Below are 26,988 nucleotides of genomic sequence, written 5' to 3' on the forward strand. Positions count from 1 at the left end.
TGCAACCGGAGCAGAGCGACCCTGCAACCCCTGCAACCGGAGCGGAGCGACCAATAGTGCTGAAGGTTCCAAGGGTAAAAGAGATCGCCCTAATAATTCTCCATCAGGCGGAATACCTTACTTTTAAACATTTACCACATAACCTTTGACCATTAAAGCAAAACACGTATCTTTGCGCCCACTTTGAAACGTCCTTAAGTACCAATGGGTATTTTTTACGGGATAAAACGTTAGGTTATGTCAGTACAATCGCCATTCATCTTACCCCTCAGCGGGCTTAGTCAGGGGATTTATCAATACGACCTTACGGTAGATGACGAATTCTTTGCTTCCTTCCCGGATGCACCAATTCAACGCGGCAACGTTGCGCTACACCTTAGGGTTGATCGGCAACAGCGTCAGTTGATTTTGGATTTCGAATTTTCAGGAACCATCCGTACGGAATGTGATCGTTGCCTTGCTGGCGTCGATTTTCCGGTGGAAGGTCAGGAACAGCTGATCGCCAAGTTCAGCACCGAAGCCGAACACCTGGAAGAAGAAGGAGAACTCGTTTACCTGCACCCGGATACCAGTCTATTCAACGTTGCGCCCTACGCCTACGAAATCGTGATCCTGGCTTTACCAATGATCCGAACTTTCGATTGCAGGAGTGATGAGCCACCTTATCCGTGCGACGAAGAAATGCTGGATCGTATCGACGACTCCGTCGATGAATCTTCAGACATCGACGCATCGCGCGACGACGACGATGATGAAAAACCCAGCCCGTGGGACGCCCTCAAAGACTTAAAATAACAGTTACTACAAGTATAAAATTTACATAAGGCAATGGCACATCCTAAGAGTCGGATCTCCAAGCAGCGTAAGCGCAAGCGTCGTACCCACTATAAGGCTACGGCTCCATCCATCACTGTTTGTCAGACAACCGGCGAATCTCACATGCCGCACCGTGCGTACTTCGACGATGAAGGCAACATGTTCTACAACGGCAATATGCTGGTAAAGGCTCCTGAAGCTGCCCTCGAAGAAGAGAGCGGAGACGACGCCGAGTAAGGACAACTTAACTTCTTCACAGAAGGAAATTGGTAGCCCGTCAGCAATGCTGACGGGCTACTGGTTGTTGTAGTCGTTACAAGTAGCTAATTGTAACCTCAAACAAATGTGTGCCTAGTTATTACACTATCGTGCAAGCGTGAGTCAAGGAACAATAAGTCGATTGGATTGTAAAAGAAGTCTCTACTAGGCCTGGTTACCGGTCAAAAAGTAGGGATGCCTGAATTCCATAACTATGTACTTTGGGATACCAAATTTAGATTTACCTTGCGCAGCGTTGAAAGTTTGTTCGTGGTTGGCTTATAAGAAAACCAGCGAGCGATACATCTTGAAATTACTATCTGTAACCTGTAATCAGACCCCATGTCCAAACATATTATCAATACCCCCAACGCGCCTGCTCCGGTCGGGGCCTACAACCAGGCAACCCTGCACAATGGCGTTCTATACGTAAGTGGCCAAATAGCCCTTGACCCAAAGACTGGTGAATTGCTTACGGGAGACATCGAAACGGAAACTCGTCGGGTACTTGATAACCTGGGCGCTATTCTGGAAGCTGCCGGCACCAATTTCGAAAACATCCTTAAATGCAGTGTTTTCGTTAGTGACATCGAAAACTTTGGCCGGATAAATACCGTCTATGGCACCTACTTCAACGAGGCGACAGCTCCGGCACGCGCACTGGTCGAAGTGGCGAACCTACCGAAATATGTGAATGTGGAGATCAGCTGCATTGCAGCCGTAGATTAGTGCCTGGCGCTGGTCAGGAGAGTTTAGTCATCTAAGCTAAACGTTCGGAAAACGCGGTTATATCCGGCAAATACACCAACCCCTTGTTGAACATTTCCGAAGGAGCTGACCCTCGGGTCACCGACTCCGATAGGGAGTGCCTGCCCTTCCCGCTGGATGGTCAGCTGATAATCAAAGTAGGGTTCAGAAACGGTGCGTAGTTCTGCCTGCAGGTCGCCTAACAGTTCTGTTTTTGGATCAAATCGACTTTGCAGCTTGATGGTTAGTCCATCTTCAGCGGGTCGGTCCCTTACCAAAATGCTGGCTTCACCAGTAACAGTATTCTCTTCGTAGTTTTCTATGGGAGGCTGTACAACTTTTGCCTTTGTTCCCATCTTTACGGTATCTCCATTAGATTTGACGAAATAAGGCATAACCATTTGGCTGATGCGGATGTCGTAGAAGTTATCTATAAACTCAGGATCATCGTAATTGATCTTCAGCGTGAAGGTAAAAATCTCTAAACCCTCCACCGTCATTCTGGAAACATCATCAAGAACCTCCAGATCAACGATTTGTACCGGCTCGGGGATCGAGCTGGAAGCATCAATTGGCTTAAATCCGCTTTTCGTAGCAAACAGCGTGTAGGTGCGCCCGACCTTTGGTCTGAAGTTATTACTTTGATAGCTTCCACGCCGACCATTCTGGCCGGCTACGTAATGAAGTAATTCCTTTACTTCGTTACCCTCAAGAATTGTGACCGTGGCATCGGTGATTTCATTGATGGATTGCTCTCCAACAGTCGGTTGAGTGGCGGTAAGAAAAACTTTTACCACATCGTCCGGAAAAAAAGTAGAGGAAACGACTAACTGGGATTCAACGACTTCAAAGCCAAGGTCGACAGGTTCCTCGCACGCAATAAACAGCGACACCAAGGTGGTGATCGTGAATAGCCGCAGGAACCATTGTAATATCAACAAATTATTGAATCTTGATAGTCTACCTAGTTATTGGATAAGTGTTGAATAAAAACACACCTCCATAGACAACCAAAATTAAGCAAATGTCAAGCAACGTACAAACTTTGGGCTCATCTTTTCCCACTGAAGGTCAATTGATAGGATAATGTTGGTTGAATACCACCAAAAAATACCTGCACAAACTGCTGATCCTTGATCAAGTCTGACCCACGGGAGAAGAAACTAGTTCGCAGATCATAAAAAATCGGGTTGTGCCGGCCATAGAGGTTATACACACCGAAGTTTAAAGTATGTTGAAAGCGTTTTTTCTCCTGACTCCTGAACAGGAACTGGGCATTTATGTCAAGACGATGATTGGCAGGCAGGTTAAAGCCGTTCTTGTTTTCAACCAATGGGATTACCTGCGGGTCGTCGTCACTCTCCAGAATACTGGGGTCCGCCAAGAGGAAATTTTCCAGGCTTAGGCTGTAAAATGCACCGGAGCCATATCGCCAGGTAGCCGTTAGGTTTATGGTAGGCTTAATGCTATAGGTAGCCAGTAGTTTCACCCCATGACGTCGATCAAATTGAAATGGGAAGGGTCGTCCACGATTGATTGCCTCGTCGAATTGCCGTCTGCTTTCCGCCAGTGTATAACTTAGCCATCCCCTGAGTTTGCGTCCTGAGTAGTGGAGGGAAAATTCTGCACCATTTGCAAACCCTTTACCTACGCTGAGGTTATCCAGCCATTTATTATTCTGGCCACTCTGGGTATAATCAACCAGGTGGCGCAGATCGCGATGATAGAGCTCTACTTCAAGTTGCCACTTTTTAGTCAGGTCGTGGTTATACCGAAACCCCACCTGTCGAACAGTAGAAGGCGCTATCTCGGGAGTGGATGGCACCCAGAGGTCCGTTGGCAGACCGATTACGGTACTGCTTACTAAATGGATCGGCTGCACCATTTGATCATAGGTAATTCTCCATCGACCATGTTTCCCTAACCCCGCCGCCAGCATAAGACGGGGCGACAAGTTGAAGTAGCTGACCCCATTGTGCCAAATCTGCCCCCGAAGTCCGGCGCGATAATGCAGCCCTTTCCAACGACCGTTAATACTGCCGTAGGCTGCAAGTTGGACGGAACGGAGGGCATCTCCCTCCTCCAGGGACTGCAATACAGGATGCTGGGTGAGGGGCACCCGTCCTGATCTGATCTGCGGCAAAAAGCGGTGTGCATCAATAGCTATACCAAAACGAATGTTAGTCGTGCGGGTCAAATTATACTGACCATCGAAAGCCGTCCCAACCTGCTTAATTGCCGATCCGAACCTACCGCTTGATATGTCTGAGCTAAGTGACTGATTGCTCGCCTCGTATAGACTATCAGATCGCTCAAAACTTGCCCGAACGAGCAAGTCCGAGTAAGACAGCCTGAAGTTCCCAAAAAAGCGGTCGTTAAAAAGGTGATTATACCTTAACGCGCCAACCGTGTTACCCCAACGGATCTCCTCGGCCCTGTTTTGGGTAGCCGTATAAAAAAGTACGGTACCTCCAGGTTCCAGTACCGTAACGTCTTCCTTTTTCTCTGATCCGTTGCCGTAATGGTCAAGACCACGATAAAGACTCAGGTACACCCTTCCTTTCTCCCCTACTTGCTGGTTAACTTTGAGATTAAGATCATACACCGCGTAGTCAATCTCTCCGCTTCGGCCATAAAGTTGCTTTTGTCGTTTACTAAAAGATCGCAGCAGGTCCCCTCCCCAGAAGTATCGCCCGGAAACCAAAAAGGAACTCTTACCTGGTTTCAAAGGCCCCTCCGCAGTAACAGTAGAGGACAGCAACGAACTGCCGATACTGACTTCAGGGTGATAGAGATTCCCGTCTCGGGTATGCACGTCCAGTACGCCTCCGATACGCCCACCAAAACGGGCAGGTATTCCATCTTTGTATAGGTCCGCCCGGCGGATAGCCGAGGTATTGAAGATGCTGAAAAGACCCGCCGCGTGGTTAAGGTTGTACACAGGTACACCATCGAACAGGACAAGGTTATGACCGCTGTTACTTCCGCGAATAGATAAGCCCCCTACCCCATCGGCACCGGAAGTTACGCCTGGCAACATCCGGGCAAGACTCAGAATAGAGGCCTCTCCCCCAGGTCCGTTCAGCAGTCCTACCTCTGTTCTGCTCATCGTCCGCTCACTTTCCATCAGGTAGAGCGAACGCGAAGAGTCCACCGACGCCCGAACCTCAATCTGAGGTAAATAGCCAGCCGGCTCAAGCCCTATTTGCAGCGTTGTATCACTACGAAGCACAAAATCCAATTCTTTGGATGCGTACCCAGTGTAGCTGAGGCGAAGGCGCTTGCGTCCTCCTTTTGTTTCCAGCGAATAAAATCCGTACTCATTGGCCAGAACACCTCCCAGGTTATCAATATCCTGAATGGCTGCACCAATCAAGCGCTCACCACTTGAAGCATCCGAAATAAGACCGTGGATCGTAAAATCCCGGTTAAACAGATCCAGGTCCGGTACAATGAAATAACCTGCAGGTCCTTGCTGGTAAACCAATTCCGTATTTTTCAACAAGAAGGAAAGCCACCCTACCAATGTTTTTCTGCCCCCTGGCGCGTTAATCACAATTTTAGGCAGTTGGTCTGGTCGGTAGCTAAGCGGTGCGCCAGCTTCCGTTAATTTCATCAATGCTTTCTCCAGTGGCATCTGCCGGTTTGGAAGTGGAAACCGCCTCTCTTTACCTAAGCCCCGTTGCCCCTCCAATGTGTTACTTAACAGGAGGATTAAGAGCGTTAACAAAAAGGCGAGACGTCGCATGCTTCTATTTTAGATAGTGTATCGACACTACTTTGAAGTAACGGAAAAGAATGAGGAAGCGTTGCCTTGCAATGGTAAGCGCAATTACTCTACCGGTTTACGCGCCTGGAGTTTCTATTAAAGAAAATCACCAACGGCTATACCTGCAACCTATTTGCCACAAACCATGTCCGATAGCTGGTAACGGTCAACGGCAAGCTGCTTCAAATTACCGCCATCCATTGCAGCAATTGTCTCTAACACAGCAATTGGGTTTTTTCCATCGAAATTTCCCGTCAGGGGAAAATCACAGGTAGTTGGCACCTTAATTTCCAAGCCAAAGTTGTTACTGATCGTCTTGAGCGCAAGGCTGAGCGGCATACTATCGAAGGTGAGCGTTCCCGTCCTCCACGCATGCCGGTTCAGGTTTGTAGCTTCCATGCGGGTACATTTCTTACCGGGAACAGCGATACCGCATTGCCGCGCTTTTACAGGAGTAATATGGCCTTGACGGTGCAACTCTACACTTCCTTCTGAAACTTCAACCTCCATTTCCTCCCCATTAATACGCAGATTAAAAGCGGTGCCCGTTACCCGAAGTTCCGTTTCCGAAGTATTGACCAGGAATGGTCGGTCTTTGTCTTTATGCACCTCAAAAAAGGCTTGGCCCGATAGATCTACGTGTCGTTCAGTATCATTATAATCTACCGGATAGCTTAGCGTTGAGCCTTCCTGAAGCAACACTTTAGTTCCGTCAGGCAGTGCAACTGCCATGGGCGCATCAGAGGTATTATTATACTCAGTCCCCCCTTCACCGGCAAGCAGGAAATATCCCGCAGTAACAAGTAGCAGCACTACCGCTGCTGCGGAAAGCCATCGAAATCTGTTTATCGGACGAACCACGCTATCAGTCTTAATGGTAGATTTTTCCATTTGGGCATGCAACCGAGCTAACGCACCCGTCGAATCCGGGGTAAAGCCCTCTTTGTACGAGGAGACATGCTGATCGAAACCTTTAATATCTGATGTGTTCATTATTGCCAGTAAAACTAGGAGTGGGTTCTTATCGGTGTGACACCAAAAGTACGCCCTACCCCTAACATGACGCCTATTTTTTGGGATCGTTTGGTCATTTAGCAGACCTCAGCTACCGTATCGTCAATAAAATGTACCGGCTATTAACAAAAACAGGCTCAGCCATTCTCGTAAAAACCGGTAAGCACGGGTCATTTGATTTTCAACAGTTTTGGGCGAAATTTCCAAAGCTTCGGCAATTTCCTTGTGCGTCATGTCTTCCAGCTTACTCATAACGAAGACGAGCCGGCAGCGTTCGGGCAAGGAATCAATGGCACTGTGAATCCGGTCTCGTAATTCATCCTGGTTAAGCTCATCGTCGGCCAGGTCTTTTGCCGCCAGCGTTTCCGGAATATCGCCATCGTCAACAGGAATCCGTTTTCGATCCCTCAGGTAATTCAGACTTCGGTTGCGGACAGCCCTTCGCAAGTAGGGGCCTACTGCCCCCAGCGCCTCTTGTTGACCAGCGCGTTTCTCCCAAAGTGCTATGAAAAGGTTCTGAACAATGTCTTCCGCCTCCTGCTCGTCATTGACAAAGCGTAAGGCCGTGCGGCAAAGATCGACGTAGTAACGTCGAAAAAGTTCGTCCAGCGTGGCGCTTTCGCCCGCACGCAACCGGATGATGAGATCCTTATCTGATACCGCTGCCATATTCCCCATTGCGGGCCTCAAGGTAGCGTTTTCAGAGATATACCGTAATTATTCTGAGGTTTCTTTATACTTAAACCCTATCAGGAATTATGCTTCCAACCTGCGAGCAGTATTCTTGTACTTCGCCTGCTTCCATAAAACCAAACTAATAACCTGCTATCAGCCCATTTTCTTACCTTAACCATATCAAAGACTACTCCCGCCCCGTCAGGAACCAGTTTCCTTAACAAGCGCCAAGGCTTTGGGCAAACGAGTGAAAGTTTGCTACCTTCACCCACCGTAAATTAATAACCCCACATTCATGTTGAAAAAGTACACCCTGATTTTAGTCGGTCTGCTGGCCCCTATTTTTGCCTTTGCACAAGATAATGCGACCGGCATTGACGGCTTTCTGCAAAGGTTCTTTGAACCAGTTACAGATTTTGTGAACGCCATTATATTCTTTGAGGTCTCCATCGCGGGTTATTCCATCCCCTTTGTCCTCCCCTGGCTGATCATCGGTGCAACCGTCTTCACCATTTACATGGGATTCATCAACATTAGTGGATTCAAGCATGCACTCGACGTAGTGCGCGGTCGTTACGACGACCCCAATGACGATGGTGAAGTCTCTCACTTTCAAGCCCTTACCGCCGCACTTTCGGGCACGGTGGGTGTAGGTAATATCGCTGGTGTGGCCCTTGCCGTCAGCCTTGGCGGCCCGGGTGCTACCTTCTGGATGATCATTGCTGGTTTGCTGGGAATGAGTTCGAAGTTTGTAGAAGTCTCCCTTGGTCTGATGTACCGTAACGTCAACAGCGACGGCAGTGTGTCTGGTGGTCCGATGTACTACCTCAGCAAGGGTATGGGCGAAAAAGGCGGCTTAGTCGGCAAGCTAGGCAAAGTGCTGGCAGCACTTTTCGCCATTTTCTGTATCGGCGGTTCTTTTGGCGGTGGCAACATGGTTCAGATCAACGCTGCCACCAGCCAGTTGGTGACCGTCACCGGCGGTACCGAATCTTTCCTTTACGGTCGCGGCTGGATCTTCGGCCTCATTATGGCGGCAGTTATTGGTCTGATCATTATCGGCGGTATCAAGAGTATTGCAAAAGTTACGGAGCGGATCGTACCCTTTATGGTAGGCATCTACGTCGTTGGCGCACTCGTTGTTCTGGGCTACCACTTTACCGATATCCCCAATGCCTTTGGGCAGATCTTTAGCGGCGCCTTCAACCCGGAAGCTCTTTATGGAGGTGTGGTCGGTGTCCTCATTCAAGGCTTCAAGCGAGCAGCCTTCAGTAACGAGGCTGGTGTAGGTTCTGCCTCCATCGCCCACTCCGCTGCAAAGACGGATGAGCCGATCAGTGAAGGCATTGTTGCTCTTCTTGAGCCGTTCATCGATACCGTAGTTATTTGTACCATGACTGCCCTGGTCATCGTCATCACCGGCTACGGTGCTGCCGTAGGTGGCAGTGCCGAATGGGCCAACGCAGGTTTGGTCTCCGGTAGCTTAGACCCCATTGCCCAAATAGACGTAACCAGCAGAGCCTTTGAATCAGTAATCAGTTGGTTCCCGTTAGTACTTGGCATCGCCGTTATTCTCTTCGCCTTGTCTACCATGATCAGCTGGTCTTACTACGGCCTTAAATGTTGGACTTACCTGTTTGGTGAAAGCAAGCGAAACGAAAACATCTACAAGGTCATCTTCTGTATCTTCGTAGTCATCGGCTCCGGCATTTCTGCCCAGGCAGTATTCGATTTCGGAGACGCCATGATCTTTGCGATGTGTTTCCCCAACGTACTGGGGCTTTACTTCCTTATGCCTAACGTCCGACGTGCGTTAAGGGACTATATGGCCCGCGTTAAGAGTGGAGAGATCGCCCGCACTAAATAATTGACGCCTCCCGGTCGCTCCTTTTTTGGGCGGGGCCGCAGGTGCAAGCTAAGTCCCCCTTCCGGCATTGGTTCGGAAGGGGGACTTTTGGTTTCCGTCGTAAAAGAGTCGATATGAAATAAGACTGGATAAGCTAGCCGGGTCTCCGCGATTTGTAATCGCGATTGGACCAAGGGTTCTATGAACCCGTCGGAATTCCTGAGGACAACCTGATTCATAGGACAGGGGTTCAGGAAAGGGTCCCAAAGTGATCTACATGCGGTAATCCCAACGGCACATAGTGCCTTGGGTCCAAACGCGATTACAAATCGCAGTCACCAGCTCTCTATTCCCGCACCAGAATAACCGGAGCAAGGTTATTCCGGCCAAACAGGTAACGGCCCTGACCCAACCCAACAATATCACGGATTTCTCCGGGGATGTTGATGCCGCTTTCTTCGGCGGATAAGGCCCGAAGGTTTCCGGTACCGTCGTTGAGCAGCAGCAGGCCACGGCCAGCGTCGTAGCGGCCGGTTTCTGGTTTGGCGTAGTAGAAATTCCCACCCAGCAGGATGTCCTGATCACCGTCACCGTCCACGTCATCGGCCAGTAGGGCGAAGACGGGGGTTTCCTGTGCGGCTGCCGGCAGGGCCGCCACGCGGAATTTTCCGTTGCCTTCGTTGAAGGCGACCAGGCTCCGGAATTCCGTGGCCTGCAGGCGAACGGAGCGTTCAAGCACTTCGGCAGAAAAGATGTCTTCCATCGTCTGGTCCCCGAAGGAACTGTACTTCAAATAACGCTTGCGCAAACCGGGCATTTGCTTTACCAGGTCATGCAGAAGGGGCATTGGGTAGGCTTTGCCATCTTCCCAGGTGGAGATGATTGGCTCGGCTTTGCCGTTCTGGTCAAAATCATTGACGTGTAGGATCACTGGTTCTTCAGACGAAGCGCGGAAGCGGGAGTTCAACCCGTGGTTTCCCAGAATAATATCCATCCGGCCATCTCCATTAAGGTCCGCAGTTTCCAGAGCGTTGTACCAGCCGGTAAGTTCCAGCATTGCTCCTTCATCCGTTCCGGGCACCTGCGGCCCCGCCTGAAAAGTAATGCTCGTCTCCACCAATTTCCCCTCTTCAAAAGCAAATACCCGTGGGGCCATCCACTCCCCCACCACAATGAGCTCTTTGCGGTCGTCTCCGGCCACATCCGCCCAGCGGGCATCCGTCACCATACCTAATTCTTTGAGGACTTCTTCTTCGGTATCCGTAAAGTTCCCCTTGCCGTCATTCAAAAGTAAGTAGCTGTCCGCCGGTGCCCCATACACGCCCGGGCGCATTCGACTGCCCACAAAAAGGTCTTCATCACCGTCGCCGTCCACATCGTAATTTTTAGCGACACTCCCTACTGCAGGACGGCGGCCATTGGGCAGAATCTGTTCGCTTTTCAAAACATTGCGCCCCTTGACCAGGTAAAGCCGGTCCAGCAGTGCGGTAGAGGCCGCACCAAATTCGCTACTGCCGCTCACTACGTAAAGGTCATCCTGACCATCACCGTTTGCGTCAAAACAGGCACAGGCTACGTCTTCACTCACCTTATCCACCTCCAATACTTCCTCAGCAAGCATATTAAATTGCTTACGATCAGCAATGTTTAAATTTCCCGGCTGGTCGCGGGCTCCCCCCAGGTAAAACCCCAGTTCTCCGTTGCCACTAAAGTCGCCCGCACAAAGTGCCGGCCCTTCGGCGCTGAGCATGTGGTAAAGCAGCGGATCGCGATCAAAATCGCTGTACCGATTCTCCCGGTGTACGTTATTTTTGTACAGGTCAAAGGCTTCAGGATATTGACCAAATACGGGTTCCTCCTTCCTCTCCGATCCCACGATTAAATTCGATGATTTTCCAGCCTCCCCTTTGCGTACCGGGTAAGCCTTATTCGCAGGAATACTACGCATTATCTCCTGATCTCCATTTGGCCATTCCAGCAAAATAGAGTCTGCTTTCTCGTAAGCTCCCAGCCCGAATTGCATCCGGTAATCCATGCTACTCTGAAAGCCACGCATCGGCATGTGTTCCAGGTACTGCTGTTGCCCGCCGGTAAACACGGTGGCCTTGGTGCCTACAGCAAAAGGATTACTGCCTTCCTGTTCCGGGGTCAATTGCAACCAGTTGTTCTGTTGCTGTGCATCCGTATGATTCCGATAGATCACGGCCGTGCGGTTGACGTTATTCACCACCAGATCAAGGTCGCCGTCATTGTCAAGATCGCCATAGGCAGAGCCGTTGGAGAACCCCAGAAGGTCAAGTCCGTAGGCTGTCGCAATATCCTCAAAGCCATAATCCCCCTCCGGACCAAGGTTCCTGAAGGCAGCGTTTGGGACCGGATTTGACGGGATGGCATCCACCAATTTTTTGAAATCCACCTTTCCACCGGCGGTTACTTCCTTCTTGAATTCATCGGCGGCGATGTAGTCCAGGAAGTCCCGGTTAGTTAAGTCCTGGTAGATACCATTGGCGACGAAGAGGTCCTTATATCCATCGTTTTCCATGTCAAAGATCAGGGCGCCCCAACTCCAGTCGGTAGCCTCCACGCCGTTCATTCGCCCAACTTCGGTGTATGTACCGTCACCGTTGTTGCGTTGCAACATGTTTCGGGTAAACTGCTGATAATAGCCGTTCTCCAGGTTAAATTGGTATTTGTTCCAGTTTTCAAAGGTCGTAGCCGTTTTCAGGCGGGCGTTGGTGGCGGGCAACATTTCGGTGACGAAAATTTCGCCGTAGCCGTCATTATTAATGTCCGCCATATCCGCGCCCATGCTGGCGGCACTGATGGAATTCATGGATTCGGTAAGGATTTCCTTAAAGGTGCCGTCGCCCTCATTATGGTAGAGGTAGTCGCGTTCAAAGAAATCATTAGAGACGTAGATGTCGGGCCAGCCATCGCGGTCTACGTCGCCGACGGTAACACCCAGGCCGAAGCCGATGATGGAGCCATAGATGTTGGCTGCGACGGAGACGTCGGTAAACTTACCATCGTCGTTTCGATAAAGGACATCTCCTCCCTTTTCATCGCGTTTTGGGCGTTCGTTACGCTCCAGGTTAAAGGAGCCAATGGCCTGGTAGGAATTGTTGAGCAGGTAGCAATCCAGGTCGCCGTCACGATCGTAATCGAAGAAAACGGCGTGAGTACTGAGGCCTTCGTTGGCCAGGCCAAATCGTTCGGCGGCTTCGGTGAAGGTACCGTCCTGATTATTGAGGTAAAGCTCGTTGCGCTTATTGTCTCCGGCGATGTCTCCGGAGTTACACAGGTAAATATCGAGCCAGCCGTCGCCGTTCACATCCGCCATGGTTACACCAGTGCTCCAGGAGGCTTTACCGGCTACGCCGGCCACTTCCGTTGCGTCTTCGAAATTGAAATCTCCCCGGTTGAGGTAAAGTCGGTTACTGACCCGGTTGCCGCTGAAGTAGATATCGCTCAGGCCGTCCTTATTCACATCACCGATAGCCACGCCGCCACCATTGTAGAAATTGCGGTACTTGTAGATGTTGAACTCTTCGTCATAGGCCAGGGTGTTGGCGAAGTCGATACCGGTCGCTGTCGGTGAAATGGGTTCAAAGAGGGTCTGACCATCCCAGGTGGGGTAATCAGCACCAGGAGTAGATGCATCGGGAGTACAGGCGGTGAGGGAGACAAGTACAGCGCAGAGCAGTAAGGTTCCGGTATTTGTCAGGTAATCCACTGTTGAAGGTTTGCGCATATTTGGTGGCGATTGGAGTGTTATTACTTTATACATAGCCCAGATTATTCTGCAGGGTCTGGGCCTCATTGTTGTAACCTGGCTGAGCTACGCTGCTGCCTGCGGCGGTCCGGTCGCTGAGCGACCTGCATCCGGGATAAGTGAGGGTCAGTCTCTACGGGGTCAGCGGCCGGCATCCGGGGTTACTCAGCGAAGACTCCTACGGAATCAGCGGCTCATCCGGCAAGGCCCGCAGATCAGTAACCCTTCCCCGAACGATGCGATCGTCCGCAACCCAGAAGGCCGTACGACGATTATTCTTTACTTGTACCAGCACTTTGCCGTGGCGTGCATGGGAGACGATTTCGAAGCCTTCCCCAAAAACCTGGGATGCCCATCCTTTACCGATATCTTCAAGCAAAGGGCCGGCGTAGGCAGCTTTATTCCAGGGTGACCAGTCGACATAAGCGATTTCTAAGTCCATCGCCTTAATAATACGGGGACGGTCATCGCTAAAGTCCGGGTAGAAGGTAAGCACCGCAGGCCGGGCCAATTCATCGTCGAGTTTGTGGTTAACGCGGTTGCCGCCGGAGCCCATCTCAATCAATTGCTTTCCGTTTAATTCGGTACAGCGGTCATAAAACTCCTTGTCTGTCTCCGCCAATTGGAGGCCGAGGAAGAGATCATTGGTTACAGTGGAACTGGAAAGCCCGGCCTTCAGCGCCGCCTTGTAGCGGCCAGCGGGAGTGGAAAGATCATCAGCGGAGCAGGAACTGAGGAAAAGCATCCCCAGAAACGCCAGTGAGAAGGTCGATAGTCTGATCATTGTTCAATGGTTAATTCAATCGCAGCTCCGTTGGAGCGGGCGACAAGGAATGAGTGTTTGCTCTTAGGTACGATGGCCCGAACATCGCCGCTGAGGACCATACCGGTAGCAGCAGGGCCAAAGGCGGAAAAGTGGCCAGCGCCATCATTAATGAGGATGTTACCAAAACCAGCAGCGTTGGTGCCGAACTCAGGTTTTGCCACCGTTTGGTTTCCGCCGGTAATGATGTCTGGGTGGCCGTCGCCGTTTAAGTCGGCAATACACAGAGCATAGATCGGCGCGCGCTGGGCTTCTGCAGGAAGAGGAGCCACGGTCCAGCCATCCGGCCCGCTAAGTGCCACCGCTGAGATCAACATGTGTACGCTACCGATTTCTGACCTGGCTAATACCTTTGGAGAAAACAGGTCTTCCAGTGTTTTATCCGCATAGTCGGAGTAGCGCTGAACACTTTTGCGCAAAGCTGGCATTTGCTTCACCAGATCATTCCGAAGATTGATGGGGCGGGAGCGCCCGTCGAAGACATCGCCCTGAGTAATCAGCTGCTCTGCCCGGCCATTACCGTCAAAGTCGTTGACGTGCAGTTCAATTGGTACTTCATCTGAAGCCCTCAAGCTCGTGTTTGTGCCGTAATTCCCGGCAACGATGTCCTCTTTTCCGTCGCCATTCAGGTCGGCAACCGCCAACTTGTGCCAAAGGCCATTTTTCAGGGGCAGGATTTCCACTTCCACTACTTCCCCGTCTTTCCAATGCAAAACGGAGACAGCACCCCATTCACGAGCAACTACAAGTTCGGGTTCTGGGTCACCGTCGGTCTCTGCCCAAATTGCATCGGTGACCAGGCCTAACCGCTGGAGATCAGGGATACGCGCATCGGAGAAGTTGCCTTTACCGTCGTTGAGCAACAGGTAGCTATCGGCGGGGACGCCGTATAGTCCGGGGCGAAGGCGGCCACCAACGAAGAGGTCCTGGTCGCCATCACCGTCAACGTCGTAGCTCCGGGCGCAGGAGCCTGCTACCAGCTTATTGCTCAATGGCAAGAGTTGGTCGGAGGGCTGCAGGTTGCCACTACGCGTGCCGAAGTAGAGTTTGTCGAGCAAGGCGGTGGAGCTGGCCGAGAATTGGTTGCTGCCGTTAACGACGTACAGGTCATCGATGCCATCGCCGTTCGCATCAAACCAGATAGCGTCAACGTTCTCCCCTTCCTTGTCCCCGGTGAGCTCCCGAATAACGGTAGTCCCGCTTAGGAGTTTACCAGGTTGGCCGACCGATCCGCCTAAGTAACCGAGGCGCTGGTGGCGGTCGAAGGCGAGGGCCGGGCCCTCGTTGCTCAGCCCCCAAAAAAGCAGTGGGTCGCGGTCGAAGTCACTAAAGCGATCTTCCTGGTGGGTTAGTGCCGGCAGTTCTCGCTGGCTTATTCGGGGGGAGCCCGCTACCTTGCTCAAGAAACCATTTTTTGCCCCCTGCGTCCGCGCCTGACCTGCTCCCTGCGTTAAAGTTGCGAGGCCTTTGGTCGGCAAACTCGTGAAGGTTTCCCAGTTACCATCTGGCCAACGGACCAACACTGAATCCGGGGAACCCGCAACATTGAGACGCTTATCGACCGTGCTCTCGAAGCCGCGCATGGGGTGTAATTCGGCGTAAGTAAAGCGGTCGTCCTGGCGGGCAAAAAGTTGACTACCAATGCCATCAGGATTATTTTTCTGGCGCGCGCGCAGGTGCAAAGTGAGTCCTGGCAAGGTCGTGTTGTTGCGATATACGCCCGCCAGCCCGTCGATGTTATTGACCACCAGATCGAGGTCACCGTCGTTGTCCAGATCGCCATAAGCCGAGCCGTTGGAGAAGGTCTTTTGCTCAAAGCCCCACTCCCCCGAAACGTCAGTAAAGCTGAGCGCTCCGTCATTACGGAATACACCATTTACCAGGGCTTCGCTGGGAATCAAGTCGATAATGTCGGTGATCGTTTTCCCTTCCTCATTTATCATCTGCCGGATGGACGCCTGGTTAGCGTCGAAGTTGATGTAATCCTGGTCCAGCAAGTCTTTCCCTACCCCATTAGCTACAAAGATGTCCCGCCGACCGTCATTGTCCATATCGAAGAGCAAAGCCCCCCAGCTCCAATCCGTAGCGGCGACCCCGGCCATGCGGCCCACTTCACTGAAACGTCCGCCACCAAGGTTATGCTGCAGCACGTTGCGGCTGAACTGCTGGTGGTAACCCTCGTCGCGGTAGAGTTGGTAACGGTTCCAGTCGTCAAAAGCCGCTTTGGTTTTGCGCCGCTTTTCGGTTCGGGGCAGCATTTCGGTGACGAAGAGTTCCGGCAGGCCATCCCCGGTCAGGTCGGCAAAATCTGCCCCCATGCTCCCCTTGCTGATTTCCGGCAGGTAGTCCGTCAATTGTTCTTTGAAAGTGCCGTCTCCCTGGTTGAAGTAGAGGTAATCGCGTTCGAAATAGTCGTTGCTAACGAAGAGGTCCGGGAGGCCATCTTCGTTGACGTCACCAACGGTGACGCCCAGGCCAAATCCGATAGCAGAGGAGTAGATATTGGCTTCAGCGGTGACGTCGGTAAAAGTGCCGCCATCGTTGCGCAGCAGTTTGTTGCCTCCGGTGGGGTCTGGTATTTCCCGCAGGCCCGCCTTGGCGTTATATCCGGTAGTGGAGCGGGTGGAGTTATTGAGGAGGTAGGCATCCAGGTCACCGTCCTGATCATAATCGAAGAAGGCGGCGTGGACGGAAAGGCCAACCACGTCGAGGCCGAATTCTTTGGCTGCTTCGCGGAAAGTAGCATCGCCGTTGTTCAGAAAAAGCTCGTTGTGGCGGACGCCATCCATGCCAGGAATCTCCTCCCCGGCCGGAGGGCCGGCTTTACATACGTAGATGTCCTGATCTCCGTCAGCGTCAATGTCCATAATGGCCACGCCGGTCGACCAACTGCCGGGGCAGGCAACGCCCGCCCGTTCCGTAACGTCTTCAAATCGCCAATCTCCCTGATTGAGGTACAGCTGGTTGTCCACCAGGTTACCCGAAAAAAAGACGTCAGCTAATCCATCCCCGTTGAAATCGGCAATGCCTACACCACCGCCATTGTAGAAATTGCGGTACGTGTAAGGATTGAGGGCCTCGGTATAGTGAAGCGCATTGTTGAAAGTGATCCCGGTAGCCGGGTCACAGGCCATCTGCGTGAATGGCTTGGTTTCATCCGCCTGGCAGGCGGGCGTATCAATAAAGGAGTCTTCCGTACAGGCGGTACAGAGTAGCAGTAGGATGGCTACGGTTACTTGGGTTAATCTACTTTGCATATCGAGTATGGCGCGAAGATACTGCTTTGCGTTTTGTCTGGCCTCCAGGTCGTGGACTTTGTGCACAAAACAAAGTATCGGTTCTTCCAAAACCGTAGGAAGAACCGCTGCCCGGTTTCGCCCGAACATAGGAGTTCGTCAGACTAATACCACGTCAGGTCTTCTACCAGCGTCAGCACCTGTAATTTATTACACGTGGACTTTTAGCCCGAGTCGCGTAAGGGAACACAGCGGCCCTATCCACTTGGGGAGCCTGGTGGGCCGTTCGCGCTTAGGCCACTACTACCTACTTCTTGATCAGTTCCAACCGATAAAGATCTGTCCGACGATCGCGGAGATTATGAACGGAGCCGTGTTCATGAAGCTCCTTGAGTAGGTCAAGATCAACGTCAGCGACGAGGATCATCTCAGTGTTCGGGGTTGCTTCGGCCTTTACACCGTTGCTTGGGAAAGCGAAGTCGCAGGGAGTAAAGACCATGGACTGGGCGTACTGAATGTCCATATTGTGCACTTTCGGCAAGTTGCCGACGGAGCCGGCAATAGCGACGTAACATTCGTTTTCTATAGCGCGCGCCTGGGCGCAATGCCGAACGCGGCTGTAGCCGTTCTGCGTATCGGTCAGGAAAGGGACAAACAAGATGTTCATACCTTCTTTTGCCAGCAGACGGGGTAATTCCGGAAATTCGACGTCGTAGCAGATTAAGATACCGATCTTACCGCAGTCCGTATCGAAGGTTTTCAGGTAGTCCCCTCCGGTCATCCCCCAGAGTTTAGCCTCGTCGGGGGTAACGTGTAGTTTGTAGAACTTCTCCGTAGTACCGTCCCGCTTACAGAGGTAGCCAACGTTGTACAAATCGCCATCTTCAACGGATGGCATGGATCCGGTGATGATGTTAATGTTGTATTGGATGCTGAATTCCGACATCTTCTTGACGATAGGTTCCGTGAAATCAGCAAGTTTACGGATGGCGTCCGGCTCGGAGAGCTCGTTGTAGGCCGCCATCAGCGGAGCGTTAAAGAATTCAGGAAACAGGGCAAAATCGGATCGGTAATTGCTGACGGCCTGAACGAAGTATTCCATCTGCTCAATCAACTCATTGAACGTACGGTAAGGACGCATTTGCCACTGGATCAACCCCAACCGAACGACGCTCTTAGTAGTCGACAGTTTTTTGGTTACCGCAGTATGCAATACGTTGTTCCACTGTAAAAGTGCCGCGTATTCCCTGCTGGCTGAATCTCCTTCGAGGTAATTCCGAATGACCCGTTTTACGACAAAATCGTTGGCAAACTGAAAGTTGAGTACCGGATCGTGAATTTCCCGACTTTTCACCCTTTCGATGTACTGTCTCGGCGTCATCTCATCGGCATACTTGTGGTACTGCGGTAAACGACCACCGAAGATGATGCCCTCCAGGTTCAACTCTTCGCAGAGTTCCTTTCGGTAATCGTACATCCGTCGTCCGAGGCGAAGTCCTCTGAATTGAGGGGCTACGAAGACGTCAATACCGTAGAGCATATTACCCGTTTCACCGTGGGTATTGAACGTATAGTCCCCGGTGATTTCCTGGTAGGTGTGCTGATCTTTGAACTTGGTATAGTCCACAATGATGCTAAGGGCGCAGCCCGCCAGCTCTCCGTTGATCAGGATGGCGATTTGCCCGGCGGGGAAAACATCGATTAATTTCTGGATTTCATGGCGTTCCCAAGCTGAATCAGGCAAGATGGAATAAGCCTCTTCCATAAGTGCTTTGAGCTGTTTGTATTCCTGAATACGGAGGTACTTCAGTTCAATTTTCTCAATCTGGTCAGCAGTAATCGGGTCGGAAATAGAAGGCATGAATATCATTTGATTACGGACATAACACCTTAGAGAGGCTTTTGTGTGATGAAATCAGGACTACATTTCAGCTATTTTTTGCCGCTACACCACATTATAGTATTGATCGGAGGATTTGGCGGGGAGCGCGCCTACGCTGAAATCATTATCAGCGAGCCTGTAAAGGTGGCGGCACTTACAGTTGGTTACCAGCCAACCTTCCATTTGAGGGACCACCCGATTCATCACCTTAGCAGACACAGCGCGAACATGGTGGGCACGACGCTGACGCAAATTCCCAAGGGAATCCAGACAATAAGTTTGGGAAGGGCGCGGCCGCCGGTGCAGAGGAAGGTGTAAAGCAGGGAGGGCGAAGCAGTTTTCTGAAGCGTGTAACGTACTAAGAAGCCCCCTTTTCAGGGTCATGGTGTAGAGTCCGGGCTAATCAAATGGTTGCTGTTGTTCTAAGCGCCTGTGGATTAAATTCTAAATACTCATCATCGCTGAAAGCCAACCTTTTACCCGAGGTAACTGCGTAGCAGGTGCTTGTTGCGGCTGCGCCGCAGCCGTCGGATGGCGCGTTCCTTGATTTGGCGGACACGCTCCCGGGTGAGGTCAAAGCGTTCACCGATTTCTTCGAGGTTGAGCTGTTCCTCCCCATCGAGGCCGAAGTAGCACGCCAGCACGGTACGTTCGCGCGGGGCAAGCATATTGAGATTAGACACTATCTCTTTGGCCAGAGACTCCCCCATGATCTTCACATCGGGGTTACTCATACCATCGGAGGAGAGGGTATCCAGCATAGTTATGTCGGAGTCGTCACCGGCAACGGGAGCGTCAAAAGAGAGGTGACGCATCCTGCCGCGCAGGGCGCGTTCGACATCCGAAAGGGACACATCCATTGCTTCGGCCAGTTCTTCAGGTTCCGGGTCCCGTTCAAACTCCTGCTGGAAAGCAGCGATGGCCTGGGTCACCTTGGTATAACCGGCGGCTTTGTTGTTTGGCATCCGAACCAGGCGGCTGTATTCAACGATGGCCTGCATGATGCTTTGGCGGATCCACCAAACGGCATAGGAAATAAACTTGAAGCCGCGGGTTTCATCGAACCGTTTTGCTGCTTTGATCAGGCCCACGTTTCCTTCGTTGATCAGATCAGCGAGGCTGAGCCCCTGGTTTTGGTATTGCTTAGCAACAGAAACAACGAAGCGGAGGTTAGCCTTGGTGAGGCGCTCGAGAGCCAGCTCATCTCCCGCCCGTATTTTGGCGGCTAGTTGTGCTTCGTCCTCTGGTGTCAACAAGTCAATTTTGCCGATGTCCGACAAATATTTTTCCAACGCGATGCTCTCGCGTGAGGTTATTTTATTGCTGATCTTTAATTGACGCATTGGTATGATCCTTTACAAGCCTGATGGGTTTATCTCAAATATGTCCTAATATACTAAAAGTTTCGCCGTGGAACCACAAGCTAACATTTTTAATGGATTCTCAACTAGCCAATTTAGGTGGCCAGTCATTCCTCCATCTCAAAGAACGATTCATCGGGCCAGGAGTTGCAACCAAAGCTCAATCTCGTTCATTGCTTTTAATATCCTTTCTTTGCACCTGCGCTCCGGCGCCCAAAACTGCCAGCTGACCTGATTGGTCGCGCCGAATGAATGTGATGTAAAGATCCGCTTCATAAAGCACCCTGGATAGCCTAACACAAGCTCAAATACCCCAAGTTTATGCCTTCTTTCTTTTCTTCTTTCTTCGGCCTGAAATGCCCAACCTGTCGGCGTGGGGATCTTTTCCCCACCAGCTCCTTCTCCTTTGACAAGCCTTTTATGCAGTGGGAGCACTGCCCGAAGTGTGGGCGCGACTTTTTTCCAGAGCCCGGTTTCTACTACGGCGCAATGTTTATCTCTTACATAGGGTCTGCCTTTTTCTGCTTGGGTTTTGTGATGCTTCTACACTGGGTTTTAGACTGGTCGCTTGGAGGCGCCTTTGCGGCATTGTTAGCGGTAGGCGGGCTGCTGTTCGTCTGGTGGTTCCGGTTTTCTCGTTGTGCTTACTTCCATCTGGTAGCGAAGTACGACCCCAAGGTTTCACAAGCCGTTGAGAATGGAGAACTTAACGTTCCGGCACCCGAAGCAACCAGTAAGAATTAGATCACCCACCGAACCAAAGACCGTACCGCACAATCCCATATGTTTCCGCTATTTTTACACCAGCATTATTTGACACTACGAACAATCACACCGTTTTGAAAGATTTTTGAGTTTCCTTTCAAGACAGCTTACACCGGTTTTTTCATGCGGTATTTACTTATTGCGGCAGCCATTATGGCTTTCGCTCTCCCGCTATCAGGTCAGCATTGGACCGATATGGATACTTTCCAGGCATTCACAAAAGACGACTATGAACAACACAACGCACGCAGCTTAAAAACGAACGTTCTTGAACTACAGCATTTGCTTTTTTCCGCCCCCGGGGAAACGGAGGTAAAAGCAGCGGAAAGCCCCCTCAGGTTAACCGTTCCCACCCCCAATGCTGAAGTCAATTCTATTTTTCGCATTGTCGGCTACCAGATTACCGGAACGGAGGGACAGCATCGCTTTCCACACATCCGGACGTGGTACGGGGTGAATGAACAAGATCCCCGGCAGACGATCTTTTTAGATTGGACCGAACGAGGTTTTCACGCTGCCGTCCGGGGAGCGGACCGGCCCTACTTCATCGATCCGGTTCAGGCTGGCAACCCATCATTGTATGTCTCCTACTTTCCGGAAGTGACCTTCGATAAAGCAAACGAGGAATTCATTTGTGAAACCATTCCGGATGCGTTGGCAGCACCAGATGGTACGGATGATCGGGTGTCGTCCGGTGATTGCGTATTACGCCAGTACCGGATAGCTATTTCCGCAACGGCCCCCTACAGCAATTTTCATGGTGCCACATCAGCCGAGCAAGCCGGCTTGGTACATTCTGCTATTGTGACTACGCTAAACCGCGTCAACCAGATATACGCCCGTGAACTGTCCGTCCGCCTCCAGCTTATTCCCAACAATGACACCCTGTACTTTTACAGTGAAGCCAGCAATCCGTATTCCGACAATGCCGTAAGCGTACTGGTGAGCGAAAACATTGACCTGCAACGGGACCGTATCGGCAATGAAAACTTTGACATCGGCCACGTTTTCACCCAGGGGGAGAATAACGGCAGGGGATTTCTCCAATCCGGATGTGACCCAGACCTCAAAGGTGGCGGTGCCACCAGCCTGATTGCTCCGGAAGGAGATCCGTTTGATGTCGACTACGTTGCTCATGAAATAGGGCATCAACTTGGAGCCAACCACACCCAAAATAACGGATGCAACTACAGTCCGGTTTCAGGCATGGAGCCAGGCAGCGGTAGTACCATAATGGGCTACGCCGGCATCTGTTCCCCAAATATTCAGGAGAGAAGTGACGATTACTTCCACGGCCGCAGCATTGAAGAGATCACCAAATACGTTGAAAACGTGTTCACCGGGGGACGCTGTGCTACGATCATCGACAATTCATTGTTTAACCCAATTGTCTCTCCCGTTGACGACTACCAGATCCCCCACGGAACACCTTTCAAGTTAACTGGCCAGGCCACCGGCAGTGGAGCTATCACTTACACTTGGGAACAGTTCGACGCCGAACAGGCCGTGATGCCACCAGTCTCGACCAGCGAAACGGGGCCTTTGTTCCGTAGCTATGCCCCTACTGAATCAGGAGAACGTTTTTTCCCAAAGTTCGATGTGGTACTTAATAACAGGATCCAGGAGTGGGAAGTGCTTCCTGAAGTTGCCCGTAGCATGAATTTCCGGCTGACGGTAAGAAATAATATTGCCGCCTACGGCTGTACGGGGGAGCAGAATTCACGCATTGAGGTAGACGGAGAGCACGGCCCCTTTGCCGTTACCGACCCCAGCAATTCCAATCAATGGAGCAGCGGACAAATAGCTCAGGTGCAGTGGGACAAAGCCGGCACAGATGCGCCCGAATTTGCTTCTCCTACGGTAGATATACTATTGTCTGCTGATGGTGGGAGCACTTTCACCCCACTGGCTACTGGCGTCCCAAACGACGGATTCGCCGAAATTATCGTTCCCGATGTTGTTTCGAATACCGCCAGAATAATGGTGAGAAGTACCGATAACGTTTTCTACAATCTCAGTAAACTTAATTTCTCGATAGTGGATTCCGTCGGTACGCCCACCATTGACCTTGTTTCCACCAGCATCAACAATATTACGGACTGCTTTTCGACCTCTGACGAGGCAAGCTTCAGTTTCATGACCCGCAGTTCAAGTGGAGCGACCGACAGTTTACAATTTGTACTAACCGGTATGCCTGAAGGTGTAACGGCAAGTTTCAACCCGGCGGAACCACGCCCTGGCGGTATGTTTACCGTCACGCTCGCAGGCCTTACCGCACTACCGCAAGGAGAGCATACGGGAGAAGTCGTCTATGAAGGCACCTACGGAACCGTCAGAAAATCAATCACCGTCAATAAGGTCGGGGTTGCTCCCAGAGCAGGGCCGGACGGTATGGTACCAACTGGCTATTTAGAGGACATTCGCCCGACGCTGTCAGCGGAAGACAATGGGGCGGATCAATTCCAAATCCAGTTAGCGACCGACGCCTCGTTTACGAACATGCTGTATGACCGCACGAGTGCGATACCCAGTTACACGCTTCCGTCCTACCTGTCTCCTAATACCCGCTACTACTGGCGCATTCGCAGCCTGGAGGAAGGTGGAGGTTGTGGCATTTCGCTTTGGAACGACAAGAATTTCACCACCGGCAGTTGCCCGGTTCATGTCAGTTCCTCCCCCGCTGTTGAAATCTCCACCGGTGCGCCTCCACAAATTGCGGAGATGTCCATTGAAATCAGGGAGGAAGGCGTGCTGAACGATCTTGATTTGGTATTGCTTGATGTTGAGCACTCTTACCTCAACGATATACAGGTTGAACTGGAAAGTCCGGGAGGAAGTATTGTTCCCATTTTCGACCGCAGCTGTGGTGGCAATGACGATATTCTGATGACCTTCGACGACGAGGCCGCCCGTATTACCTTCGACTGCCCACCGGTTGACCCCACGGCCTTTGTTAGAACGCCGGACCTGCCGTTAAGTACCTTCGACGAGGAGGAGATACTGGGCAATTGGATCCTCCGGGTGACCGACAATGCTAACCAGGACGGTGGTCAAATCAATGGCTTCGCGCTTAAGACCTGCATTGAAAGTTCGGTACTTCCCGTACTATTTCTATCCTTTGAAGCCGTTGGACGCAAAAACGATGTGTTGCTTGATTGGGCAACAGAAACAGCGGAAAATAATGCAGGCTTTTATGTCGAAAGAACTCCCGCATCTACGCCCGAAACCTGGGTCGATCTGGGTTTTGTGGCGGCCGGAATGTCCTACCGGTTTATTGATGCCACCCTTCGGCCTGCAACGGATTACTTGTATCGCCTGAGGCAGACCGATCACGATGGCCAGGTAACTTACAGTGACATCCGATCTGCACGCATTGGTGGTGGAGCAAATGCATTACAGGTTTACCCCAACCCCACTAATGGGCGGCTCTCCTACCGCTGGGTTCAGGATAATACAACTCAGGATGCCGTAGAATTTCAGCTTACCGACGCACGGGGCAGCTTGGTAATTAAAGGACATCTCCAGCCCTCCGGAGGATCCGTAGGTCTCGATGACCTACCGTCGGGTATCTACTTCCTGCGGGTTCCTGGAATGGATGTGCTGCGGGTGGCAAGGTTTTAGGCAGGGCGGGACGAACTAAAATTGAATATGTACTACCTTGCAACTATTGCAACTCCTCCACATGGCAAAAAAGAAAAACAAGCAAGGTTTCAATTTCTCCACTGAGGGCGATGCCTCCGACAACCCGTTTGCGGCTTTGGCCGGATTAGGCGCTGAGCTCCCTCCCGCTCCGGACAACCTTCCCGATCAAGGCAATTTGGGCGCAGCCGCAGGTGCAATGAGTGGAGACGAAAAAGCAGGGATGCCACTGCGGGTACACCTTGACCGAAAGTATCGTCGTGGTAAAGAAGCTACCATCATCACCGGCTTTAGCGGGCCGGAGGAGCAACTAAAGGCACTGGAAAAACTGCTAAAAACCAAATGTGGTGTCGGTGGCTCCGCCAAAAACGGAGAGATTATCATCCAGGGTAACAAGCGGGAAAAAGTGATGGAACTATTGCTGAGTGAGGGGTATAGCGGGGCTAAAAAAAGCGGGGGATAACTCTTTCACTCCAACTTTTTGAAAATTTGGAGTGAAGGGCCATGATTAGCTAAAATCACCCGATGGCGACTTCATGATAAACCGTAGTCCGGGGCCAACGCCCCGATAGTCTGATAGTCTGATAGTCTGATAGTCCAAAATACCAACCTACCCCTTCCAGCTACTCTTCAACCCACAAGTCAGGTTAAAGACCATTTTCTCTGAAGTAGCGTCTTCGTCGACAGTGTAATATCCCTTACGCAGGAACTGGAAAGTATCTCCGGCCTTAGCGTTAGCCAGGGCAGGTTCTCCTTTGGCAGCGATGACTTCCAGGCTTTCCGGGTTAATGAAGTCCATGAAGTCTTTGTCCTCATGATCCATCGGCGTCGGATCGGTAAAGAGTTTGTCGTAGTTGCGCACTTCAATATCGATGGCGGTAGCAGCATCCACCCAGTGCAGGGTGCCTTTGGCTTTGATGCCGGAAGTATCATTGCCGGAACGGCTCTCCGGGTAGTACGTTGCGTTGATTTGGGTGACGTTGCCGTCATTATCTTCCTCATGTCCATCGATGTGAAGGATGTAGGCTGCTTTCAAACGAACGTCCTTTTCCGGTGCCATCCGGAAGTACTTCCGGTTTTGGGGCTCTTTGCGGTAGTCTTCGCGTTCCACCCACAGCTCACGGCTGAAGGGGATTTCGCGGGTGCCGCGAGCCTCCTCTTCTGGATTGTTCTCCGAGGTGAGGATTTCGGTCGTTTCGGGGTAGTTGGTAATCACCAGCTTGACGGGGTCGAGCACTGCCATGTACCGGTCAGCTTTTTCGTTCAGCACCTCACGGACGCAATGTTCCAGGAAGTTGAATTCCTGCTGGTTGTCTCGTTTGGTTACCCCCGTACGCATACAGAAATTCCTGAGGGCTTCGGCCGGGTAACCTTTGCGGCGCATACCGGCTAAGGTGCCCATCCGGGGATCATCCCATCCGGAAACGACACCTTCCTCGACGAGTTTCTTGAGCCGACGTTTGGAAGTCACGAGGTAATCAACGTTCATCCGTGCAAATTCAATTTGCCGGCTGGGGAATATTTCCAGCGCCTCAATAAGCCAGTTATAGAGGTCGCGGTGGTGCCGGAATTCCAGGCTACAAAGCGAATGAGTAATTTCTTCAATCGAGTCACTCTGACCGTGGGCAAAGTCGTACAGTGGATAGATACACCAGTCATCTCCCGTCCGGTGGTGGGCCTCGTGCTTAATCCGGTAAAGCACCGGGTCGCGCAGTAACAGGTTGGGGTGAGCCATGTCTATTTTAGCCCGGAGCACTCTGCTGCCGTCGGGGAATTCACCCGCTTTCATGCGCTCGAACAAGTCCCGGTTTTCCGCAATGGGCCGATCACGGTAAGGGCTGTTGGAGCCCGGCTCGTCGATATCCCCTTTCTGTTCAGCAATCTCTTCTACGGTGGAGTCGTCCACAAAGGCCAGTCCTTTATCAATCAACTTCAGGGCTAATGCATAAAGTTCGTCGAAGTAGTCCGAGGAATACCGTGTCTCTCCTTCCCACTCATAGCCCAACCATTTGATGTCGTTTTCGATGGCTGTGACGAAGTGCGTCTCTTCAGTTGACGGGTTAGTGTCATCCATCCGAAGATTGGTCTTCCCGCCGAATTTCTTACCAATCTCGAAATTGATCACAATCGCTTTGGCGTGGCCAATGTGGAGATAACCATTAGGCTCCGGCGGAAACCGAGTATGAATCCTGCCGGCATGCTTGCCGTTATTCAGGTCTTCGACGATGAATTCTTCAATAAAATTGTCTGCTTCCGGCTTATTCATTCGGTCTTTCTTTGTAATGCCCATGGGGTGGAGCGCAAAGGTACAAACAGGTGGTGTAATGCAAGAGTTGCAGGCGGTAGTTCATAGTCTATGGTTCGTAGTAAATAGTGGGCAGCGGT

At 51.5% G+C, this 26,988-nt stretch carries 17 protein-coding genes; 7 read left to right on the forward strand and 10 right to left on the reverse strand.

The window, feature by feature from the left end:
• Positions 1-237 precede the first annotated feature (237 nt).
• From B036_RS0118325 to B036_RS0118335, 3 genes are all read left to right on the forward strand, one after another.
• Positions 238-795 carry a YceD family protein gene (locus B036_RS0118325; RefSeq protein WP_020570189.1) on the forward strand — a complete coding sequence of 186 codons (558 nt, stop codon included), beginning with the start codon at positions 238-240 and terminating at the stop codon, positions 793-795.
• A 33-nt stretch (positions 796-828) separates the two neighbouring features.
• On the forward strand, positions 829-1,053 hold the full coding sequence (gene rpmF / locus B036_RS0118330; RefSeq protein WP_026232103.1) for a 50S ribosomal protein L32: 225 nt from the start codon (positions 829-831) through the stop codon (positions 1,051-1,053).
• A gap of 363 nt (positions 1,054-1,416) precedes the next feature.
• Complete coding sequence (locus B036_RS0118335; RefSeq protein ID WP_020570191.1) at positions 1,417-1,803, forward strand: Rid family detoxifying hydrolase; 387 nt, start codon at positions 1,417-1,419, stop codon at positions 1,801-1,803.
• 23 nt (positions 1,804-1,826) lie between these two features.
• Here the strand turns inward: B036_RS0118335 and B036_RS0118340 are convergent, their stop codons facing one another.
• The 4 genes from B036_RS0118340 to B036_RS0118355 form a co-directional block, all read right to left on the reverse strand.
• A complete protein-coding gene (locus B036_RS0118340) occupies positions 1,827-2,762 on the reverse strand; it encodes a DUF4249 domain-containing protein (protein WP_020570192.1) in 936 nt (311 codons plus the stop codon).
• Between the two features lie 110 nt (positions 2,763-2,872).
• Positions 2,873-5,569, reverse strand: a complete 2,697-nt coding sequence (locus tag B036_RS0118345; RefSeq protein WP_026232105.1) for a TonB-dependent receptor — start codon at positions 5,567-5,569, stop codon at positions 2,873-2,875.
• A gap of 150 nt (positions 5,570-5,719) precedes the next feature.
• The gene (locus B036_RS32315; protein WP_052333976.1) at positions 5,720-6,481 is read right to left on the reverse strand and encodes a FecR family protein; all 762 of its coding nucleotides are present in this window, start codon (positions 6,479-6,481) and stop codon (positions 5,720-5,722) included.
• A gap of 225 nt (positions 6,482-6,706) precedes the next feature.
• Positions 6,707-7,273, reverse strand: a complete 567-nt coding sequence (locus B036_RS0118355; RefSeq protein WP_044103120.1) for an RNA polymerase sigma-70 factor — start codon at positions 7,271-7,273, stop codon at positions 6,707-6,709.
• A 301-nt stretch (positions 7,274-7,574) separates the two neighbouring features.
• Between B036_RS0118355 and B036_RS0118360 the strand changes: the two genes are divergently transcribed.
• Positions 7,575-9,146: an alanine/glycine:cation symporter family protein gene (locus B036_RS0118360; protein ID WP_020570196.1), complete on the forward strand. Its 1,572-nt coding sequence runs from the start codon at positions 7,575-7,577 to the stop codon at positions 9,144-9,146.
• Between the two features lie 325 nt (positions 9,147-9,471).
• Here the strand turns inward: B036_RS0118360 and B036_RS0118365 are convergent, their stop codons facing one another.
• From B036_RS0118365 to B036_RS0118390, 5 genes are all read right to left on the reverse strand, one after another.
• On the reverse strand, positions 9,472-12,912 hold the full coding sequence (locus B036_RS0118365; protein ID WP_211217415.1) for a VCBS repeat-containing protein: 3,441 nt from the start codon (positions 12,910-12,912) through the stop codon (positions 9,472-9,474).
• A gap of 163 nt (positions 12,913-13,075) precedes the next feature.
• The gene (locus tag B036_RS0118370) at positions 13,076-13,681 is read right to left on the reverse strand and encodes a hypothetical protein (RefSeq protein ID WP_026232108.1); all 606 of its coding nucleotides are present in this window, start codon (positions 13,679-13,681) and stop codon (positions 13,076-13,078) included.
• Positions 13,678-17,043 (reverse strand): VCBS repeat-containing protein, encoded by a 3,366-nt coding sequence (locus tag B036_RS29975; RefSeq protein ID WP_169435078.1) that lies wholly within the window; start codon positions 17,041-17,043, stop codon positions 13,678-13,680. Before B036_RS29975 ends, B036_RS0118370 begins: the two co-directional genes overlap by 4 nt.
• 220 nt (positions 17,044-17,263) lie before the next feature.
• Positions 17,264-18,826, reverse strand: coding sequence for a carbon-nitrogen hydrolase family protein (locus B036_RS0118380; RefSeq protein ID WP_020570200.1), 1,563 nt, complete (start codon positions 18,824-18,826; stop codon positions 17,264-17,266).
• Positions 18,827-19,314: 488 nt separating this feature from the next.
• Complete coding sequence (locus tag B036_RS0118390) at positions 19,315-20,181, reverse strand: sigma-70 family RNA polymerase sigma factor (RefSeq protein ID WP_020570202.1); 867 nt, start codon at positions 20,179-20,181, stop codon at positions 19,315-19,317.
• 339 nt (positions 20,182-20,520) lie between these two features.
• On the opposite strand from B036_RS0118390, the gene B036_RS29980 reads away from it, so the two are divergent.
• The 3 genes from B036_RS29980 (at position 20,521) to B036_RS34320 (ending at position 25,066) form a co-directional block, all read left to right on the forward strand.
• Positions 20,521-20,943 carry a DUF983 domain-containing protein gene (locus B036_RS29980; RefSeq protein WP_020570203.1) on the forward strand — a complete coding sequence of 141 codons (423 nt, stop codon included), beginning with the start codon at positions 20,521-20,523 and terminating at the stop codon, positions 20,941-20,943.
• Positions 20,944-21,087: 144 nt separating this feature from the next.
• Entirely contained in the window at positions 21,088-24,585 is a 3,498-nt protein-coding gene (locus B036_RS0118400; RefSeq protein WP_020570204.1) for a reprolysin-like metallopeptidase, read from the forward strand.
• A 61-nt stretch (positions 24,586-24,646) separates the two neighbouring features.
• Complete coding sequence (locus B036_RS34320) at positions 24,647-25,066, forward strand: translation initiation factor (RefSeq protein WP_020570205.1); 420 nt, start codon at positions 24,647-24,649, stop codon at positions 25,064-25,066.
• A gap of 147 nt (positions 25,067-25,213) precedes the next feature.
• On the opposite strand, the gene B036_RS0118410 is transcribed toward B036_RS34320, so the two are convergent.
• The gene (locus tag B036_RS0118410) at positions 25,214-26,869 is read right to left on the reverse strand and encodes a glutamine--tRNA ligase/YqeY domain fusion protein (protein ID WP_026232110.1); all 1,656 of its coding nucleotides are present in this window, start codon (positions 26,867-26,869) and stop codon (positions 25,214-25,216) included.
• Between the last annotated feature and the right edge of the window lie 119 nt (positions 26,870-26,988).

Source organism: Neolewinella persica DSM 23188, assembly GCF_000373105.1.
Lineage (GTDB): Bacteria > Bacteroidota > Bacteroidia > Chitinophagales > Saprospiraceae > Neolewinella > Neolewinella persica.